13 protein-coding genes are annotated in these 16,689 nt (G+C 67.1%); 5 read left to right on the forward strand and 8 right to left on the reverse strand.

Annotation, left to right across the window (positions count from 1 at the left end; translation table 11 throughout):
- The first annotated feature begins 40 nt into the window (after positions 1 to 40).
- Complete coding sequence (gene edd, locus ACREYQ_RS29475) at positions 41 to 1,930, forward strand: phosphogluconate dehydratase (RefSeq protein WP_432261495.1); 1,890 nt, start codon at positions 41 to 43, stop codon at positions 1,928 to 1,930.
- Here the strand turns inward: edd and ACREYQ_RS29480 are convergent.
- The 5 genes from ACREYQ_RS29480 to ACREYQ_RS29500 all read right to left on the reverse strand — a co-directional run bounded on the left by ACREYQ_RS29480 (position 1,927) and on the right by ACREYQ_RS29500 (position 8,443).
- The gene (locus ACREYQ_RS29480; RefSeq protein WP_432261496.1) at positions 1,927 to 2,865 is read right to left on the reverse strand and encodes a mechanosensitive ion channel family protein; all 939 of its coding nucleotides are present in this window, start codon (positions 2,863 to 2,865) and stop codon (positions 1,927 to 1,929) included. The genes edd and ACREYQ_RS29480 overlap by 4 nt on opposite strands.
- A 288-nt stretch (positions 2,866 to 3,153) precedes the next feature.
- Positions 3,154 to 4,053: a helix-turn-helix domain-containing protein gene (locus ACREYQ_RS29485; protein ID WP_432261497.1), complete on the reverse strand. Its 900-nt coding sequence runs from the start codon at positions 4,051 to 4,053 to the stop codon at positions 3,154 to 3,156.
- Positions 4,054 to 4,212: 159 nt separating this feature from the next.
- Positions 4,213 to 5,460: an MFS transporter gene (locus ACREYQ_RS29490; protein ID WP_432261498.1), complete on the reverse strand. Its 1,248-nt coding sequence runs from the start codon at positions 5,458 to 5,460 to the stop codon at positions 4,213 to 4,215.
- Positions 5,461 to 5,733: 273 nt separating this feature from the next.
- Entirely contained in the window at positions 5,734 to 7,335 is a 1,602-nt protein-coding gene (locus tag ACREYQ_RS29495; RefSeq protein ID WP_432261499.1) for a peptide chain release factor 3, read from the reverse strand.
- A 184-nt stretch (positions 7,336 to 7,519) separates the two neighbouring features.
- The gene (locus ACREYQ_RS29500) at positions 7,520 to 8,443 is read right to left on the reverse strand and encodes a YihY/virulence factor BrkB family protein (protein WP_432262687.1); all 924 of its coding nucleotides are present in this window, start codon (positions 8,441 to 8,443) and stop codon (positions 7,520 to 7,522) included.
- Positions 8,444 to 8,727: 284 nt separating this feature from the next.
- Between ACREYQ_RS29500 and ACREYQ_RS29505 the strand changes: the two genes are divergently transcribed.
- The 3 genes from ACREYQ_RS29505 (at position 8,728) to ACREYQ_RS29515 (ending at position 10,110) form a co-directional block, all read left to right on the forward strand.
- Positions 8,728 to 8,931, forward strand: coding sequence for a hypothetical protein (locus tag ACREYQ_RS29505; protein WP_432261500.1), 204 nt, complete (start codon positions 8,728 to 8,730; stop codon positions 8,929 to 8,931).
- A 436-nt stretch (positions 8,932 to 9,367) separates the two neighbouring features.
- Positions 9,368 to 9,592, forward strand: coding sequence for a hypothetical protein (locus tag ACREYQ_RS29510; protein ID WP_432261501.1), 225 nt, complete (start codon positions 9,368 to 9,370; stop codon positions 9,590 to 9,592).
- A 119-nt stretch (positions 9,593 to 9,711) separates the two neighbouring features.
- Positions 9,712 to 10,110: a hypothetical protein gene (locus ACREYQ_RS29515; protein ID WP_432261502.1), complete on the forward strand. Its 399-nt coding sequence runs from the start codon at positions 9,712 to 9,714 to the stop codon at positions 10,108 to 10,110.
- Positions 10,111 to 10,232: 122 nt separating this feature from the next.
- Here ACREYQ_RS29515 and ACREYQ_RS29520 read toward each other — a convergent pair whose 3' ends face one another.
- From ACREYQ_RS29520 to ACREYQ_RS29530, 3 genes are all read right to left on the reverse strand, one after another.
- A complete protein-coding gene (locus ACREYQ_RS29520; protein ID WP_432261503.1) occupies positions 10,233 to 11,597 on the reverse strand; it encodes a sigma 54-interacting transcriptional regulator in 1,365 nt (454 codons plus the stop codon).
- 125 nt (positions 11,598 to 11,722) lie between these two features.
- Complete coding sequence (locus ACREYQ_RS29525) at positions 11,723 to 12,193, reverse strand: hypothetical protein (protein WP_432261504.1); 471 nt, start codon at positions 12,191 to 12,193, stop codon at positions 11,723 to 11,725.
- 825 nt (positions 12,194 to 13,018) lie between these two features.
- Entirely contained in the window at positions 13,019 to 14,395 is a 1,377-nt protein-coding gene (locus ACREYQ_RS29530; RefSeq protein WP_432261505.1) for an NCS2 family permease, read from the reverse strand.
- A 418-nt stretch (positions 14,396 to 14,813) separates the two neighbouring features.
- Here ACREYQ_RS29530 and ACREYQ_RS29535 point away from each other — a divergent pair, with 418 nt between their 5' ends.
- On the forward strand, positions 14,814 to 15,017 hold the full coding sequence (locus ACREYQ_RS29535) for a cold-shock protein (RefSeq protein WP_010811149.1): 204 nt from the start codon (positions 14,814 to 14,816) through the stop codon (positions 15,015 to 15,017).
- Positions 15,018 to 16,689 lie beyond the last annotated feature (1,672 nt).

A 16,689-nucleotide genomic window follows, 5' to 3' on the forward strand; every position in this document is an offset into this window, starting at 1 on the left:
AAAGTGCGCTAGGCTGAAAGCTCCCCCGCAGGAGAACCCCATGCCACGTCATCCAGTGCTCGAGCGGGTCACCGCCCGCATCGTCTCCCGCAGCGCCGCCTCGCGCCAGGCGTATCTTGAGCGCACCCGCGCCATGGCCGGACAGAAGGTCGAACGCGCGCAGCTTTCCTGTACCAACCTGGCCCACGCGGTGGCCGCCATGCCGGACGCCGCCAAGATCCGGCTCAAGGCCGACGAGCGGCCCAACCTGGCGATCGTCTCGGCCTACAACGACATGCTGTCGGCGCACCAGCCGCTGGCGGCCTTCCCGCAGTGGCTCAAGGAAGCGGCGCTCGAGGCCGGCGGCACCGCGCAGTTTGCCGGCGGCACGCCCGCGATGTGCGACGGCGTCACGCAGGGTCAGGACGGCATGGACCTGTCGCTGTTCTCGCGCGACGTGATCGCGCTGGCCGCGGCCGTGGCGCTGTCGCACCAGATGTTCGATGCCGCGCTGTACCTGGGCGTGTGCGACAAGATCGTGCCCGGCCTGGTGATGGGCGCGCTGTCCTTCGGCCACCTGCCGGCGGTGTTCGTGCCGGGCGGGCCGATGACCACCGGCATCAGCAACGACGAGAAGGCGCAGACGCGCCAGCGCTACGCCGAAGGCAAGATCGGCCGCAAGGAACTGCTCGAGGCCGAGACCCGCTCCTATCACGGCCCCGGCACCTGCACCTTCTACGGCACCGCCAATTCCAACCAGATGCTGATGGAAATGATGGGCCTGCACCTGCCGGGAACGGCCTTCGTCAACCCCAACACGCCGCTGCGCGAAGCGCTGACGCGAGAGGCCGCGCGCCAGGCGCTGAAGCTGGTGCACGGCGGCGAACGCTATACGCCGGTGGCCGAGGTGCTGGACGAGCGCGCCTTCGTCAACGGCATCGTCGGGCTGCTGGCCACGGGCGGCTCCACCAACCACACCCTGCACCTGATCGCGATGGCGCGCGTGGCCGGCATCGTGCTGAGCTGGGATGACTTCGACGAGCTCTCGGCCGTGGTGCCGCTGCTGGCGCGCGTGTACCCGAACGGCAAGGCCGACGTGAACCAGTTCCAGGCAGCCGGCGGCCTGCCGGTGGTGATCCGCGGGCTGCTGGCGCTCGGCCTCGTGCACGACGACGTGACCACCATCGTCGGCCACGGGTTGCAGGACTACACGCGCGAACCCGTGCTGCGCGACGGCAAGCTGACATGGATCGACGGCCCGGCCGCGCCGCTCGACGACAGCATCGTGCGCGGTGCCGACGCGCCCTTCGCCCCGGACGGCGGCATCAAGCTGCTGGACGGCAAACTGGGCCGCGCGGTGATCAAGACCTCGGCGGTCAAGGCCGAGCACCAGGTGGTCGAGGCACCGGCAATCGTGTTCGCGCATCAGGACGATGTGCTGCACGCGTTCAAGCGCGGCGAGCTGGAACGCGACTTCGTCGCGGTGCTGCCGTGGCAGGGCCCGGCCTCGTGCGGCATGCCCGAGCTGCACAAGCTCACGCCCACGCTGACGGTGCTGCAGGACCGCGGCTTCCATGTGGCGCTGGTGACCGACGGGCGCATGTCGGGCGCGTCGGGCAAGGTGCCGGCGGCCATCCATGTCTGCCCCGAGGCGCTGCACGGGGGGGCGATCGGACGCGTGCGCAGCGGCGACATGATGCGCGTCGATGCGCCCGCGGGCGTGCTCGACGTGCTGGTGCCGGATGACGAATGGCAGGCGCGCGCGCCGGCCCGCCCGGACTTGAGCGCCAATCGGCATGGCGTGGGCCGCGACCTGTTCGCCACCTTCCGCCGCCATGTCAGCACCGCGGAGAGCGGTGCCTGCACGCTGTTTTCGGACGAGAGCGAGGGTGACAATGCGGCCGCCGGGGCCAACGAGGCCACCAAAGGCCACGCACCGGTGGAGGGCTAGCCCAGGTGCTGCACCGGCTGGCGCGGAGCCGCGCCAGCCGGGCGCGAGGCACCGGTCGATGGCGTGCTGTCGGCCACCTTCACCGCTTCAGGTACAGAGGCGGCGCCCGGCACATGCAGTTCCTGGATCGGCACCGCCAGCTTGCTGCCTGCCTGTTCCAGCACGTGCTTGATGCGCTCGTAGAACGCGAAGCGTACGTTCCAGTAGTCGCCGTTCGAGGTCCAGTAGCGCACGTTGAGCGTGATGCCCTGCTGCGTGTAATTGACCACCATGGTCTCGGGCCTGGGCTCGGCCAGCAGGCGCGGCTCGCGCGCCAGCATCGCGCGCAGCGCTTCCAGGCTGCGCTGCACGTCGCTGTCGAAGGTCACGGTGAACTCGATGTCCGCGCGCCGCGTGGCGTTCTCGCTGTAGTTGGTGATGGCGCTGCCCCACAGCTTGCCGTTGGGCACGCGCAGGCAAACGCCGTCGAAGGTGGTCAGCTCGGTCATGAAGAGCCCGGTTTCGCGAACCGTGCCGGCCACGCCTTGCGCATCGATATACTGGCCCACGCGGAACGGACGCAGCAGCACCAGCATGATGCCGGCGGCAATGTTCTGCAGCGTGCCCTGCAGCGCCAGCCCGATGGCCAGGCCCGCTGCGCCGAGCATGGCGATGATGCTGGCGGTCTGCACGCCAAATTGCGACAGCACCAGCACGATGGTCAGCACGCGCACCGTCCACTGCAGCGCGTTGGACAGCAGCGGGCGCATGGTGGCATCGACATGGGTGCCGCTGAGCGCGCGCCGCGCCGCAGTGGCGACGCGGGCCGACAGCCACCAGCCGGCAATCAGGATCAGCAGCGCCGCCAGGCAGTTCATGCCCTGGTTGATGGCGAACTGGACCAGGTAGGTCCAGCCCGCCTCGACTTTGTTGGCATCGATGAATTTGAGGTCCATGGGAGCGGCTCCGCTTGCGGTTGTTGTCGGGGTTCTTGACGGTGCTGGCAATGCGTACCCGTTTCTGCGTGCTGCAGCGGGTGTTCGGCGGCGTCTTCCGGCCACCATGCACGAACATCAAGTTGACAAATTAATGAATGTTGAATGCGTGATGTCAGACGATCACTGACAAAGAGAAAAAACGCCACAGAGAAGGGGACAAGCGGAGCGGGATTTGGTTTCCCGGGATTTCAGGGCGGGTCCCGCGGTATCGGCGCCAGGCCTTGCGCCGTAACGGCTGGCGCCGGATCAGCCGATGCTGGCAGCGTGGGACGCGCCCGCGCGCCAGACGCCTGGCGTCACGCCGAACGTGGCGCGAAAGCGATGGCTCAGGTGGCTGGCCGAGGCAAACCCGGCGCGGGCGGCCACCTCATGCAGCGGTTGGCGTGGGTTGGCCAGCAGGCGCTGGGCCCGCTCCAGCCGCGCGCGCAGGATCCAGGCATGGGGCGGCATGCCGATCGAGACCCGGAACATGCGCGCGAAATGGAACTCGGACAGCCCGGCCAGGGCGGCCAGTTCGCCCAGTGTGGGGTTGTCGCCGGGGTGGCTCTCGATCCAGTCGAGCACGGTGCGCCGGGCCTGCGCCGACAGGCCGCCACGCCAGTCCGCCGGCGCGGCGCGCCCGGCGTGGGTCAGCACCAGGTGGCTGACCGCCTCGTGCGCCAGCGCATTGCCGGCCATGCGGGCGTCGGGCTGGCCCCAGTCCAGCGCGGCAAGCCGCTGGCTCAGGCCGAACAGGTAGGGATCGTCGGCAAAGGTCAGGTCGCGCAAGGCCACCGCGCGCGGCTCGCGGTCGAGCAGGCGCACGCAGTGCCAGGCCAGGAATTCGGGGCGGAAGTACAGGTGCAGGAAGCGCTGCGCGCCGCCCACGTGCCAGCGCGACTCATGGTCGGCGGGCAGCAGGCACAGCCGGCCCGGCGCGCCCTTGTTGCCGGGCTGGTCGCGCCGGTAAGTGGCGTGCCCGCCTTCCAGGTAGACCGACATGGTGTGGTGGCCGGGCTGCGCATAGCCGGTGCTGTCGTACCGGTTGCGCCACAGCGCCACGCCCAGGCCATCGCCCAGCGCGGCGGCGCGCTCCAGCGACGCGCGCGAGCCGCTGAGCGCGGCGAATACCGCGTGGCGCTGGAGCGGATCGGTCGGCATGGACATGGGTTACGGGCGTTGGAAGGGGTGCGGCCGGGGTCGGCGTGCGCCACTTTCAGCGACGAAAGTTGGCGCGCGAGCCTCGACTATACCGCCCGCAGCCCCCAATCCGCGCACGCAGAAACGGGTACGCTTTGCGTGGTTCGCGGTCCGTTTGCGCGCCGCTCAGGCCGAGTGGTCGTGCAGCTTGTCGCGCGACGCCAGCGCGGGGAACAGGCGCATCCACACCGCCACCACCAGCAGCGTGCCGACGCCGCCCAGGATCACCGCTCCCACCGGGCCGAAGAGCGCCGCGGTGACGCCGGACTCGAACTCGCCCAACTGGTTGGACGCGCCGATGAAGACCGAGTTGACGGCGCCGACGCGCCCGCGCATGTCGTCCGGCGTATCGAGCTGGACCAGCGTGGAGCGCACCACCACGCTGATCATGTCCGAGGCCCCAAGCACCACCAGCGCCGCCATCGACAGCGGCAGCCAGGTCGACACGCCGAACACCACCGTGGCGACCCCGAACACCGCCACCGCGGCGAACATGATGCGCCCGGCGCGCCGGTTCAGCGGATGGCGCGCCAGCCACAGCGCCATGGCGAGCGCGCCGATGGCCGGCGACGAGCGCAGCAGCCCCAGGCCCCAGGGCCCGGTATGCAGGATGTCGCGCGCGTAGATCGGCAACAGCGCCGCGGCGCCGCCCAGCAGCACCGCGACCATGTCCAGCGAGATCGCCCCCAGCAACACCGGGCGGCCGCGGATATAGGCAAAGCCGGCAAAGACAGTGCGCACGCTGACCGGCGCGGTCAGCCGCTGCGCGGCCTGGCGCAGCGTGATGCCGCTCACCAGCACGGCCGCGATCGCAAACAGGGTCGCGCTCAGCGTGTACACCATGCCCGGGCCTGCCACATAGGCAAAGCCGCCGATGGCCGGGCCGATGATGATGGCGGTCTGACCGGCCGAGCTTGCCAGCGCCACGGCGCGCGGCAGCAGGCGCGGCGTCACCACGCTGGGCAGCAGCGCCTGCAGCGTGGGATTCTCGAACGCGCGCGTGGCCCCGATCAGCGCGACGAAAACAAAGATGAAGTGGCTGTCGATCCAGCCGTTCAGGCTGGCTGCCGCCATCCCCGCGGCCAGCAGTGCCTCGATCGACTGGCAGGTGCGCACGATCCGGCGCCGGTCGAAGCGGTCGGCCACATGGCCCGACATCAGGATCAGCCCCACCGACGGCAGGAACTGCACCAGCCCGACCATGCCCAGCATCAGCGGGTCGCGCGTCAGGTCGTACATCTGCCAGCCCACTGCCACGGTAAAGATCTGGTAGCCAATGGTGGTACACAGGCGCGCGAACCAGTAGCGGCGGAAAACGGCGTCGCGGAATACGCTGTCCGGCTCGGCGGCCGGGACGGTGGCAGGAGAAGACATGGGTGCGAGAGCGAGGCGGGGATTGTTGCGCACCGCCCCGGGCCACGGTGCCACTGTGGACGCGCGACCAGGGTTTGCGGTGCACAAAGGGGAGATTCTAAAGCGCATGCTTAATACCTGCATACAGATGGGCACAAACGCACACCAAAAAGCGGTGAGATATCCGAGTCGCCGTGCCCTTTCGGATTCGGGCGCCCAGTAGCGGGGTGCCAGCACCCGGCAAGCAAAACGGCTCGCAATGGCGAGCCGTTTTGCTTTGCATGCGCAGCGCGATCAAACGATCTCGCGCGTCTCCAGGAATTGCAGCTCCGGGAACCGCTCCTGCGTCAGGCGCAGGTTCACCATGCTCGGCGCCAGGTAAACATGGTCGCCGGCCCCATCCAGCGCCACGTTATGTCCCGCCTTGGCGATCAGCTTCTCGATCTCCGCGGGGGTGCCCTTGAGCCAGCGCGCGGTCGCGCATTCATGCGATTCGAAGATGGCGTCGACACCGTACTCGTGCTCGAGGCGGTGCGCGACCACATCGAACTGCAGGATGCCCACGGCACCCAGCACCAGGTCGTTGGAGGCAAGCGGGCGGAACATCTGCGTGGCGCCCTCCTCCGCCAGCTGCTGCAAGCCCTTTTGCAGCTGCTTGACCTTGAGCGGGTTGTTCAGGCGCGCGCGGCGGAAGAATTCCGGCGCGAACGACGGGATGCCGGTGAACTTGAGCGGCTCGCCCTCGGTGAAGACATCGCCCAGGCGGATGGTGCCGTGGTTGGGCACGCCGATGATGTCGCCGGCATAGGCCTCTTCCGTGGTATTGCGGTCCTGCGCCATGAAGGTGATGGCGTTGTTGATCGCCACGGTCTTGCCCGCCGACACGTGCAGCAGCTTCATGCCGCGCTCGAAGCGGCCCGAGCACACGCGCACGAAGGCGATGCGGTCGCGGTGGCGCGGGTCCATATTGGCCTGAATCTTGAAGACGAAGCCGGTAAACCTGGGCTCCTGCGGCTCGACCACGCGCGAATCCGTATTGCGCGCCAGCGGCGGCGGCGACAGTTCGCACAGCGCGTCCAGCAGCGACTGCACGCCGAAGTTATTGATGGCCGAGCCAAAGTAGACCGGGGTCTGCTTGCCGTTGAGGAAAGCTTCCTTGTCGAAGGTATGCGAGGCGCCGCGCACCAGTTCGATCTCGATGCGCAGCTCTTCGGCCTGGCTGCCCAGGATGCGGTCCAGTTCCGGATTGTCCAGCCCGTCCAGGATCGCGGCCGTGCCCTTGTCGCCATGCGGGTCGAACAGCTGCACCTTGTCGTCGATCAGGTGGTAGACGCCGCGGAAAGCCTTGCCCATGCCGATCGGCCAGGTCATCGGCGCGCACTGGATCTGCAGCACGTCCTCGATCTCGTCGAGCAGCTCGATCGGCGAGCGGCCCTCGCGGTCAAGCTTGTTGATGAAGGTCAGGATGGGCGTGTCGCGCAGGCGGCAGACGTTGAGCAGCTTGATGGTCTGCGCTTCCACGCCGTTGACGGAGTCGATCACCATCACCGCGGAGTCCACCGCGGTCAGCGTGCGGTAGGTGTCTTCGGAGAAGTCCTCGTGCCCCGGCGTGTCGAGCAGGTTGACGATGTTCTCCTGCGCCTTGCCGTCCCGGGTGTCACGGCGGTAGGGGAACTGCATCACCGAGGAGGTCACCGAGATGCCGCGCTGCTTTTCCAGCTCCATCCAGTCGGAGGTGGCATGGCGGTCGGCCTTGCGCGCGCGCACCTCGCCCGCGACCTGGATGGCGCCGCCGAACCACAGCAGCTTTTCGGTCAGGGTGGTCTTGCCCGCGTCCGGGTGGGAGATGATGGCGAAGGTGCGTCGACGCGCAATTTCAGAAACGAGCGAGCTCACGGCAGCGGAGTTTGACTGGGAAATATTGGATGGCCCGGCGGGTGGCCGGGACCAGGACCGGCAGCGCCGCAGGCGGCGACGGGGCCGGGCACTGCGGGCACGCGAAGGGAATGGGGCGTTATTTTACCGGTTTGGGCGCCGCTACGGGATTTGCGCTGTCCCGAGGGCCTGTTCAGGCCCCCGCCTATTCGGCCAGCTTGTCCGCCGGCTTGCCGCGCAGGCTGCCGAACTGCAGCGCGTACTGGCGCGTCAGTTCGGCGCCGAAAAAGAAAATCTGTGCCGAATAATACACCCACAGCATCAGCGCCACCACCGAGCCCGCAGCGCCGTACGACGAAGCCACGGCGCTATTGCCCAGGTACAGGCCGATCAGCCGCTTGCCGGCTGAGAACAGCAGCGCGGTGATGACCGCACCCATGGTCACGTCGCGCCAGGCGATGCGTGCATTGGGCAGCATCTTGAAGATCACGGCGAACAGCGCGGTCACCACGGCAAAGGAAAACAGCGTGGAAATCACATCGGCCACCGGCGCAAACCACGACTGCGTCCATAACTGGCCCCAGAGCCGCTCGATCACCGCCAGCGCGGCATTGACGATCAGGGACACCAGCAGCATGAAGGCCAGCACCAGCACCAGGCTGAACGACAGCAGGCGCGTGCGCAGCAGTTGCTGCCAGCCGGCCGTTGCGGGCACCGGCACATGCCAGATGTCATCCAGGCTGCTCTTGAGTTCGGCAAAGGCACTGGTGGCGCCCACGAACAGGATGCCTGTCGCGATCAGTGCCGCCATGCCGCTGCCGCCGGCGCGGTGCGTGGCGGCGAGTATTTCCTGGATGGCGGCGGCGCCCTGGTCGCCCACCAGGTCTTTAAGCTGCGTGAAAATTTCGCCGCGCGCCGCCTCGGCGCCGAAGAACAATCCGGCGATCGAGATCACCAGCACCAGGACCGGCGCCAGCGAGAACAGCATGTAGAAAGACAGCGCGGCGCCTTTGCTGGCGGCGCGGTGCGCGAACCACTGGTTGATGGCGGCGCCGACCACGCGCAACGTGCGCGTGCCGGTGTGGCGGTCGGGCAGCCAGTGCGGGCGAAGCTTGCGCGGCTGCGGCACGCTGGCGGCAGGAGAGGACGGGGGATCGGTCTTGTCGGTCACGGCCTTGTGCTGGCGCGATCCGCGTGCGGAGCGCGTGTGCGTTGCGCCTGCCTGCGTGGCGCGGTGTGTGTGGCGGACTCTGCGTTCATCATACTGCGCATTGCGCGGGTTGCCCAATCGGAAGCACGGGGCGACGCCCTGACCGGCGCACCGGGCTGCGCCCCGGGGACGACCTGCTACAGTTAGACTAGGCAAACCTGCCGGCGCATCCGATGCCAGCGCGCCGGCGCAAGGAGGCACCCGTGACCTGCAATCTCCGCACACGCCCCGCGGCCGTGCTGATGATCGTCGCAGTGCTGGGCTGCGCCGGCTGCGAACGCAGCCAGCCGGGTCCCAAGCCCATCTCCGGCACCGCGTCCAGCGCCCTCCCGGGTGCGCCGGCCACGCCCGCCACGCCCACTGCCCCTGACGCCCCACACGCCTCCGCATCGGGCCAGCCACGCTGACACCACGCTCGCCGGCATCCCCAGGGCGTACCCGTTTCTGCGTGGCGACGCCAGCGTGATCTGGGCCTCAGTTCCGATTCGCGCACCAACCCTGGGGGCAAGACTGATGTAACGCCTGTTTCAAGCGTGCAACGGGTTGCAAGACCATGGCGAGAGGCGCCGTGCGGTGGGGCAATCGTCCACCCAGTGCGCGCAAATGGCGTCCCACGCCGTGCCGGCGTGGCCGCCAGGCGCGCCAACCGCGTTGCAACGGCGAAACCAATTGGTCCGCCACCGCGCTCCGGCGCGCGCCCGGCTGTACGGTGCGGTCTGCAAACCCGCATGGCACAAGCCTTTGCGGTCCTTGGCACACTTGTCGCTCTGCCTCCGGCAAGGGCTGGCTTGCCTGCGCCCGCCTCTGTTCAGATCCAACCTTGCACGCAGGAGAAACCCAGCCATGCGTCATCCCCCCTCCCGCATGACGGCTCGCCGGCGCGCTTACCGCCTGGCCGGCCCGCCGCCGTCAGAGGTGGACTTGCTGTCGTCGCCGCTGCTGCCCTATCCGCGCGCGCGCGCGCCGCAGGTTGCGCGTGCCGCCCAAGGTGCCGCCTGCGCGGCGACCCGGGGACCCGCGCAGGCCAGGCTTGCGTTTCGCCGCCATGAGGGCAAGCGGCGCGCTTAGCTGCCGGCACGGCAATGCCGCGGACAAGGAACAAACGGGCACGCGAGCCAGCGTATCCGCGAGAATTTGGTGCTCCGTCCCCCGGCGGTCACCTTTTTTTTCCACAGGGAGGCGTGGACATGAAAGCCGTCATGCTTGCCGTCGCGCTGGCCGTCTGCTCGAGCGGTGCGGCCGGGGCCAGCTATGCGTGGTTCGACCTCCCCGACGCAGCCAGCGCCAACAGCCACGCCGCCGTCAGCAACGATGTCTATGTGCGCGGCTTCGGCTGGGCCTGGGGGGAACTGCAGTTGTCCCCGGACACGCCGGTCGGCGACGCGCTGCCGCAGACCGAGCGGCACGCGCGCGACAGCCTGCGCTGCCGCGACGTCGTGCCGTGGCGCCAGCCAGATGAAAGCGGGTTGCCGCGCCCTGCGCGCGGCAAGATCAGCATGAACCTCGCCTCGGGGTCCGCGCAAGCGCCCACTGGCGGGTTCGCGGGCGGGACGGGGGCCGCGCGGCCCCTGGGGGTTGTGCGCTGACGTGCCAGCCGGCACGGGGAAAGGCGGAAGCGGCGGGCGGACGTCGGCGCTTCCCCTTTCCCACAGGCGCCTCGGAACAGACCGGTACCGCCTGGCATCGGTCTGCCCCTGTTGCACCTCTTCTATTCGCCGGCCGCGTGGCTCTCCACACGAATATTGTGCTTGTGCATGAGCCGGTACAGGGTCACGCGCGACACATTGAGTTCGCGCGCGGCCGGCACCACGTGAAAACCGTGGCTGGCCATCACGGTGCGAATTGCCTCGCGCTCGGCCTCTTCGCGGATCGCGTCGAGGGTCTTGCGCGGCAACTCCGCCCCGCCATGCAGCTGCAGGTCTTCGGCGGTGATCTTGCGGTTGTCGGTCATCACGATGGCGCGGCGCACGCGGTTGATCAGCTCGCGCACATTGCCCGGCCAGGCGTATTGCATCATCGCCTGTGTGGCGCAGGTGGAGAAGCCGCGGATGCGCCGGTGCGCCTCGTGCCCGTGCTCGGCCAGCACCGCGTTGGCCAGCAGCAGGATGTCTTCGCCGCGCTCGCGCAGCGCCGGGATGGTCAGCGTCAGCACGCACAGCCGGTGGAACAGGTCCGAACGGAAGCGCCCGTCGGTCTGCGCCGCCACCAGGTCCACGTGCGTGGCCGAGATGATGCGCAGGTTCAGCGGGATCGACTGGTGTCCGCCCAGGCGGGTGATCATGCCCTGCTGCAAGAAGCGCAGCAGCGCCACCTGGCTTTCCAGCGGCAGGTCGCCGATTTCGTCCAGGAACAGCGTGCCGCCCTGCGCCTGCTCGATCCAGCCGATCTTGCGCTGATTCGCGCCGGTGAACGCGCCCTTCTCGTAGCCGAACAGTTCGGACTGCACCAGGTGCGAGGGAATCGCGCCGCAGTTGATCGCGATGAACGGGCCCTTGCGCCGGCTTGACGCTTCGTGGATCGCCTGCGCAGCCAGCTCCTTGCCGGTGCCGGACTCGCCGGAGATGAAGACCGGCGCTTCGTTGTGCGCCACCTTGGCCAGCGAGCGGAACATCGCCCGCATGGCGGCGCATTCGCCGATCATGGTGCCGCGCGACGCGCTCTCCTGTGGACGCGTGCCATGCAGCAACGCCATGCCCTGCGCATGCCGCAGCGTGTACAGCAGATCCGGCATCGAGAACGGCATGCGCACGTAATCGACACAGTAATCGCGAATCAGCTGGCGCACGCGCTCATGCGCAAGCATCGCATCAGAGGTGATGGCGACCCAGGTGACATGCAGGTGCTGCAGCGCCTGTTCGAGTTGCGCGACCTCGGCCTCGCTATACTCGGACTGCAGGTCGATCACGCCAGCCGTTGGCGGGCAGGCGCGCACCACGCGCTCGGCGTCGCGAATCTGCTGCACGCGGCGGATTTCCCATTCGGTACCGCTACCGGACAGGTCAAAACCAAAATCTTCATGACGCGACACGACCACGATCTGTGCAGTGCGTGACGCCTTGCACAGTCGGTCCATCACGATCTCCCGGACGTTAGGCTTGTTCTTGGTTCGGGCACCCGTGGCCGCCGACGCGGCGCGCGGCCGTGGCGGTCGGTGGGGCTGAACTGGCAGCGGGCATGCTCCCGCGGTCGACGTCGGTGTCACGAGCTGGACAGACTGCGGGATGCTTCGTCAGGCGCGCCCGGATAATCCGTGCCTGGCTGGAGCTGCTCGCGGATGCGCCGCCGCACCGCCTCCTTCTCGCGCATCAGTTCCACGCGCGGCGCCTGCGGCGACTGGCCGGAATACTGAAAGTAGAGCGTCTTGTAGGTCAGCTGGCTCAGCATCCATTCCTGCAGCAGCGAGCGCTGGCGCGCCAGCTCTCCTTCGAGCAAACGATGGCGGCGCAACAGGTTTGCCACGGCCGCACGGGCGCTGACGCTCAGTTCGCTGCCGTCGGCAAGCAGGGCGTCCAAATCGGCGGTGGCGGACTCGCGCACGGCCCGCCTGGCGGGCACTTCGCCTGCGGCTTCCCCCACGGCAGCCCAGGCATGATGGATGGATCGGATGGATTGGTTACTGGACTCCCTGACAGGCCCGATGGCGGGTCGCCGGATTTCTCCTGCGGTCATGATGATCCCCGTTGAACAACATCCCCCGGCACTACACGTCTGCGGTTACCACTTGTCAGTCTTGGACTTTTCTTTTCTGCGTGGCGCGCGTATTTTCCGCACGCTCCCGGATGGTGGCCCACGCCGCCTTTGCTGGCGGTCTGATCCCGAAAGGTCCCCGGATCCGGCGGACGGTGTCGAAGCGATTTCGGTCTGCTCCGGCATCCTGCCGCATGCACCGGAGTCAAGAAGGGGCGCTTGCCGCGCCCCTCTTTGCCACGTCTATAGTTCAGTGCATTTGCGGCGGTTTGTCCAGCCCCGTGTGGGTGACTTACAGCCAATCTCATCCTTTGGTATGAGCCCCCGCGCACACTTGCGGATGCGCTGGCAAACGCACCCCTCGCGCTTTGCGCCCAGCCCGATGGCCCAACCATATTACGCAGAAACGAGTACGCTTTGACACCCCACGTGTGGCGGGTCAGGGTCAGGCGCCACGAACCTGGCCACCTGAACAAGCACGCAGAAACAGGTACGCCGGGCAATCGGGAGCCTCCGTCAACGGCACGCAGAAACAGTACGGGCGACGGGTCCCTGTCATCGGAGCGCCGTCGAGGCGACATCATTGCGCCATGAAAACAGGGCAGCCAGCGCCGTAATGCCGTTCAGTTGGCGACTGTCGTTTCCGCGCTGGCGGGAACCCAGTGACTTCATCCCCGAAGGGGACGTGAAAGACGCTGGATTCCCGCCTGCGCGGGAATGACGGTAGGGCTTGAGACCTTAACTGAACGGCATTACAGCCAGCGCCGCCCTTCCGCATCCATCCGGCTGCCACCCGCCGGCCAGCGCTCAGTGCCCCGGCAGATAGTAGAACTTGAAGATGAACACCGCGGCGATGATCCACACCATCACCGGCACGCCGCGCGCGCGCCCGGTCAGCAGCTTGAGCACGGCGTAGCTGATAAAGCCGAACGCGACACCGTTGGCGACCGAATATGTGAACGGCATGCCCAGCGCGGTCATCACCGCGGGCACGACCTCGGTGACGTCGTTCCAGTCGATCTCCAGCAGCTCGCGCAACATCAGGCAGGACACATACAGCAGCGCGGGCGCTGTGGCATAGGCCGGCACCGTGCCCGCCAGCGGCGCAATGAACAGCGCCGCAAGAAACAGCACCGCCACCGTCACCGCCGTCAGGCCGGTGCGCCCGCCCGCCTGCACGCCGGACGCGCTTTCGATATACGCGGTCGTGGACGACGTGCCCAGGAACGAGCCCGCCATGATCGCGGTGCTGTCGGCCATCAGCGCCTTGTTCAGCCGGTCCATCTTGCCGGCCTTGAGCAGGCCCGCGCGGTTGGCCACGCCCATCAGCGTGCCGGTGGCATCGAACAGCTCCACCAGGAAGAACACCAGCACCACATTGATGATGCCGATCGACAGCGCCGCGGAAATATCGAGCTTGAACAGCGTCGGGGTGAGCGACGGCGGTGTGGAAAAGACCCCGTGAAACGTGTTGCCGGCAAACGCGAAGCTCAGCAGCGTGGTGAGCAGGATGCCGATCAGGATCGCGCCCTTCACGCGCAGGTGGTCCAGCGCCACGATCACGAAGAAGCCGATGATGGCCAGCACCGCCGACGGCTGGTGCAGGTCGCCGATGGTCACCAGCGTGGCCGCGCTCGCGGCGACGATGCCGGCGTTCTTCAGCGCAACGATCGCCAGGAACAGCCCGATGCCCGCGGTGATCGCCACGCGGATCGAATGCGGAATGCCGTTGACGATCATCTCGCGCACGCGGAACAGCGTCACCAGCAGGAACAGGCAGCCGGAGATAAAGACCGCGCCGAGCGCGGCCTCCCACGGGAAGCCCATGCCCTTGACCACCGTATAGGCGAAATAGGCATTCAGGCCCATGCCCGGCGCCATCGCGATCGGGTAATTCGCGTAGAAACCCATGATCAGGGTGCCGATGGCCGCGGCCACGCAGGTGGCGACGAACACCGCGTCCTTGGGCATGCCCGCATCGCCGAGGATCGAGGGATTGACGAAGATGATGTAAGCCATCGTCAGGAACGTGGTGATGCCTGCGAGGATCTCGGTACGGACATCGGTCTGGTGCTCGCGCAGCCTGAATACACGTTCGATCAGCGAAGGCGCGGCCTGGCGCTGGCCCTGCGCCGCAGTTGCGGTTGACGTGCCCGGCTTGGAAGCGGGTTCCGGCATCGACATGAATGGTCTCCTGATAGCGTTATCGTGTCCGCGGCGAGTGGCGCGGGGCGCGACGGGCTGTCCGGGCGGCCCGGATCGGGCTGGCCGTCCCGCCTTGCACCCCATGAAGCGGCAAGCGTACTCTGGTACAGGCCGGCCCCGCTTCGCCACGCTGTGCACGAATGAGCGACATGCAAAAGGCGTGATGATCCCACGGCGCGCACGCGCGATGCCAGAGCAGGATCGGGGGCGCTCCCATCTTGACGGTCGCGGCATTCCCCCGTATAAACCCGCCTAGATTCAAGCGACGAGGCAACAGTTCATTCGTTAGCCACCGTCTGGTACTTCGGTTGTCCATGGTGTCCTTTCCTTGAGTTCCCCGTGTCGGATGACGTTTTCGTCATGCGATCTTTTATGTCCTTTTTCTGGAAAGCAAATCATGCAAACCGGTATCGTCAAGTGGTTCAACGACGCCAAGGGCTTCGGCTTCATCAAGCCGGACGCGGGTGGTGACGATCTCTTCGCCCATTTCTCGGAAATCCGCGCCGACGGCTTCAAGTCGCTGCAGGAAAACCAGCGCGTGCAGTTCGAAGTCAAGAACGGCCCGAAGGGCCTGCAGGCCGCGAACATCACCCCGCTGTAAGCGTTGACCGCCGGCGCGCCTTGCGCGCGCCGAACAGCGTGAAACCCCGCCACATGGCGGGGTTTTTTTGTTTTCCCGCGCCGTATCGCGTATAGCCGGGCGGCTTCGCAGCGGCGGTTCGACCGCCCCTCCCTCTCCTCCTCCCACCGCCCCCCAGGAGGGCCGCGCCTGCCGGCGGCAGGGGGCCGGCCATGCTCGCGGCGCACGCGGCTGCGGCCGGCACTGACTCGCGCCGCTCGACAGCGCGATCCCCGTCTTCCTTCCCCTCCCCACTCCGGCAGTACGCAGAAACGGGTACGCATTGTTGCGCCGCGTGCTCACCTGGGCTTTCTGCCGCTGCGCAGAAATGGGTACGCATGCGCACGCCGCCGCCCGATCGGCACGGGCCTGGCGTCGCAGAAGCAGGTACGCCCAACTTCTTTCGGTAGTCCTGAATCGCCCTGCCGGCACGCAGAAACGGGTACGCCCTGATTTTGGCGCCTTAATCCATGTCAAGACGGATGCTCGCTGGCCAGCACGCCGCACCCGATCTATCCACACGGCGGACCTGCGGCCGGGACGCAGAAACGGGTACGCATGATGCTGCGAAGCAAAATCCACTGGCCTATGCCAGCGCCATCGGCCCGCACGCAGAAACGGGTACGCATTGGCTCGGGCGCATCTGGCTTCGCGTTCGCAGAATCGGGTACGCGGGTGTGCAACCCTCGTGTGCCCACGGCCCGAAACGAGGGGAGCGCCGGCAGCAGTTGGGCAGAAACGGGTACGGAGCACAGGATCCAATCGCCTCAACGTATACGCAGAGTGTAAGCGCTAGCTTTTTCTATAATTAAGGTGTATTATGGAGACTCGGTGATCGGTTCGCCTGGCTTCGGCATAGCGGCGACGCAGAATTGGGTACGCTTTGAGGGCATCGACCTCCGGACAGGCACGCAGAAACGGGTACGCTTGGTTCGGGATGCCTCCGGCTGGACGGGACCGCAGAATTGGGTACGCCGCAGAAACGGGTACGGCAGGCTGTCCGGAAGGCCCGATTCGGGTCCGACGCAGAAACAGGTACGCTTTCAGGGGGTGTAACGCAGAAACGGGTACGCACAGGCACCACAGGCGACCTGAAGGCGCTCCGCAAGCGAACTAGTTTCTGCGTGGATAACCGCCTTGCCGCGAGGTTATCCACCGATTTTTGGCCGGAACCTGCGCGTAAACGCGGTTTACCCGCCGCGGTCGCGCAGAAACGGGTACGGCTGGCGGCCCGTCATCTGTGGAAAAGCCTGTGGACGCCCCCGGTTATCCCCGCAGAATCCGGTTCGCGCCAGCCGCAGATACGGGTTCGGGCAGCCGCAGATACGGGTTCGGCCGTTCGCTGAATCGGGTACGGAACGGCGCAGAATCGGGTTCGCGGAGGGCGCTTTTCCACTTAAGAATCAAGGGCCTGAACTGCATGTATACGGTTTACAAGTAGTTAACCCGTATCGGTATCGTTTACTGGTAGCTGATGGCTGGCGAACCGTGGACAACCCTGGCGGGTTGCCCACCGTCCGCCACCATGCGACCAGCCATTGGATCCTCCGGCTTGCAAAAACCCGATGGGCAAGGCAATCGCTTGCGTACCTGTTTCTGCGTGACAAGCTTTGCCGCTTCGAGTACAAAGGCGGGTAATCCGAAGCCCGCCAAT

The sequence above is a fragment of the Cupriavidus sp. TMH.W2 genome (genome assembly GCF_050847365.1).
Lineage (GTDB): Bacteria > Pseudomonadota > Gammaproteobacteria > Burkholderiales > Burkholderiaceae > Cupriavidus.

Excerpts from the sequence above, each read along its gene's own strand:
- edd (WP_432261495.1), top strand. The coding sequence starts at position 41 with ATGCCACGTCATCCAGTGCTCGAGCGGGTCACCGCCCGCATCGTCTCC.
- ACREYQ_RS29480 (WP_432261496.1), bottom strand. The coding sequence starts at position 2,865 with ATGGACCTCAAATTCATCGATGCCAACAAAGTCGAGGCGGGCTGGACC.
- ACREYQ_RS29485 (WP_432261497.1), bottom strand. The coding sequence starts at position 4,053 with ATGTCCATGCCGACCGATCCGCTCCAGCGCCACGCGGTATTCGCCGCG.
- ACREYQ_RS29490 (WP_432261498.1), bottom strand. The coding sequence starts at position 5,460 with ATGTCTTCTCCTGCCACCGTCCCGGCCGCCGAGCCGGACAGCGTATTC.
- ACREYQ_RS29510 (WP_432261501.1), top strand. The coding sequence starts at position 9,368 with ATGCGTCATCCCCCCTCCCGCATGACGGCTCGCCGGCGCGCTTACCGC.
- ACREYQ_RS29515 (WP_432261502.1), top strand. The coding sequence starts at position 9,712 with ATGAAAGCCGTCATGCTTGCCGTCGCGCTGGCCGTCTGCTCGAGCGGT.
- ACREYQ_RS29520 (WP_432261503.1), bottom strand. The coding sequence starts at position 11,597 with ATGGACCGACTGTGCAAGGCGTCACGCACTGCACAGATCGTGGTCGTG.
- ACREYQ_RS29525 (WP_432261504.1), bottom strand. The coding sequence starts at position 12,193 with ATGACCGCAGGAGAAATCCGGCGACCCGCCATCGGGCCTGTCAGGGAG.
- ACREYQ_RS29530 (WP_432261505.1), bottom strand. The coding sequence starts at position 14,395 with ATGTCGATGCCGGAACCCGCTTCCAAGCCGGGCACGTCAACCGCAACT.
- ACREYQ_RS29535 (WP_010811149.1), top strand. The coding sequence starts at position 14,814 with ATGCAAACCGGTATCGTCAAGTGGTTCAACGACGCCAAGGGCTTCGGC.